We start from the raw sequence: 2,264 nt of genomic DNA, 5'->3' as shown, positions 1-2,264 counted from the left end.
GTCCAGCGCGCTGGACCGGGGGCCCCTTGATCCTCTAGGAGAGCAGAGGCTAGGGTCTCGGGGTCTTCCACGCGTGTGCGGGCGCGTAGCGCATCAGCCAGGCGGCCAACAGCGTCGTCGGGCACCGCATCGTCGCCGAACGCAGGCAGCAGGAGCAAAAGACGGGAGTGAGGGTCGGTGGTGCTGCCTCCGGGCAGCATGTTGTCTGCAGCGGCCACGAGTTCGGGCCAGGACAGGCCCGGACCCATGAAGTGCCCGTCATCCCGGGCGAGCACCTCGGCCTGGCCCCAGTCGGGGTGGTGGATGAGATAGTCGGTTCCGGTGTCGTCCGCGGCTGTCCGGTAGACCACGTGAAGACGATGATCAGCAGCGAGCGGGACCGTGAATGCCGGCCACTCGGCCCGCTCCCAGAGCTGCCGCTGGAAGTCGCCGGCCGCGTCATGGTCCGCGCCGAACAGCAGTTCCTCGGCCTCCTCACTCTGGATACACGAGTAGAGGTGCCCCGGCCAGAAGAGCGGCTCATCCAAGAGCCGGACCTGGTACGTGAGGGGACCACCGTCGTAACCCGCTATCCGGGCAGGATGCAGGTCTGCACTTTTCATCACGGATGACATCATGCCGCCCTGGCTCCCCGTCCTTGAAGCCGGGCGCACCAGCCGATCATTGCGGGACAGCCCTTGAGGACGCGACGACGGCAGACCACATGAGCTGCTGCGCTGGTGAGGTTGGCCGACGGTCAGGTCCCACAGCCGGATCGCCTTGTTCCTCGCCGGATGACGCTTTCCCAAAGACGCGGGGCCCGTCAACCGAGTCCCGGCCCGGCCGCCAACCTCAATTTCTCGCCGCTCCTCCCCCAGCCCCTGATGCCTCACCACTCGCATCAGATTCTTCCCGCCCAAGCCATCCTGCGACTGCGCTAAACCCTATGGCTTCAGTCACAATGCGCCACGTAACTGGATTGCAGTGATGTATGCCACTTCCCAGGCCGGGAATCTCCCCTATTCTCCGGCCCGAGGTCCTGAGCCGGCAGCACCGCTCCCACGCCACCCGGGGCGCTGCGGTCGGGACAAGTTCGGTGAGGCAGTCCAGGCGCGTACCGGTCAGCGCAAGGCGTGCCGGTGTCAGCCGGCCTTGACGGGCCCCCACGCGCCTGCCGGTCGTGCGTGGCGCCGTTCGCGTTCAGTCGGCCCGCCCGGTGGCCCCGTCGTACTCGCCCGTCTCCGGAGGCGCGGACGGGGCGGGGTTGCGGCGCTCCTGGATGTGGGCGTAGCCCGTCAGGCCGATCAGTACGGCCAGCAGCACGGCCGACGAACCCGCCGTACCCAGGTCCAGACCGCCCTTGGCGACCGGCTTGGTCAGGAAGTCGCCGGCCGTCGCGCCGAGCGGGCGGGTCAGCACGAAGGCGATCCAGAACAGGAGCACGTTCGGCACCGCGGGCACCCTCATCAGGGCCACCAGCACCAGCAGAGCGCCGGTCACCAGCGCTGCACCGCCGGCGTAGCCGAGGCCCGAGCTGTCGGACAGGAAGTCGCCCATCGAGGTGCCGAGGGTGTTCGAAACGAGGATCGCCGACCAGAACAGGGCCTCTCCGCGGAAGCTGACGATGTCACGGATGACGAACGTCATGCCGGTCAGCTTCCAGACGGCGAAGATGACGACCAGGACCGAGATCAGGATCGCTGCGCCCGTCGGGTACCCCAGACCGAGGCCCTGCGGTCCCCAGCCCAGCGAAGTGGCGCCGCCTGACAGGTACTTGGCGCTGGCGTCGCGGTTCATGAAGTCGGACATCGTGGTGCCGGCCATGCTGGTCGACAGGATGACCGTCCAGTAGAAGAACGGGTTGTAGCGGCGGGAGCGCAATTGAACGACCAGGGTCACCACGAAGAGCAGGAACAGGGCGATCGTGGTGAGGAAGTAGCCGAGCTTCAGGGTCTGCGCGAACAGGTCGCCGGCCGTCTCGCCCAGGGTCGTCGCCGCGATCTTCATGATCCAGAAGGCGAGGGTGACCTCGGGCAGTTTCTTCATCACCGACTTGGCCGTGGTCGCGGCTCTCTGCTGCCGCGCGGCCACGTCCAAGTCGGTGAGGCCTTCGGGCTTCTCCATGTCGGGCACTCCTCTTCGTGGGGGGCTGCGAGGGCGCCCGTCTCCGCAAGCGGGACGGGGCCCTGTGACACACGGGCCGACCGCGGACCGGCCGTGGTGTCCGACTTTGCGGGTGATCGCCTGAATAATTCCTGAAAGCGTTCCCGGCCGCCTAGCCGGCC

The 2,264-nt window shown here is 67.6% G+C and carries 2 protein-coding genes; both read right to left on the bottom strand.

Annotation, left to right across the window (positions count from 1 at the left end; all coding sequences use genetic code 11):
• On the bottom strand, nucleotides 1-617 hold a 617-nt coding region (locus tag CCN33_RS29785; protein WP_244173985.1), incomplete at its 3' end, for a hypothetical protein.
• Nucleotides 618-1,179: 562 nt separating this feature from the next.
• On the bottom strand, nucleotides 1,180-2,103 hold the full coding sequence (locus CCN33_RS29780) for a COG4705 family protein (protein ID WP_086696438.1): 924 nt from the start codon (nucleotides 2,101-2,103) through the stop codon (nucleotides 1,180-1,182).
• Nucleotides 2,104-2,264 lie beyond the last annotated feature (161 nt).

The organism is Streptomyces recifensis, assembly GCF_002154615.1.
In the GTDB taxonomy this organism is placed as follows: Bacteria; Actinomycetota; Actinomycetes; order Streptomycetales; family Streptomycetaceae; genus Streptomyces; species Streptomyces griseoluteus.
The sequence above is the reverse complement of the archived record's forward strand: the minus strand, read 5'-3'. Positions and strand labels throughout refer to the sequence as shown.

Bases quoted from the DNA above. Each gene is read 5' to 3' on its own strand.
- CCN33_RS29780 (WP_086696438.1), bottom strand. From the start codon at position 2,103: ATGGAGAAGCCCGAAGGCCTCACCGACTTGGACGTGGCCGCGCGGCAG.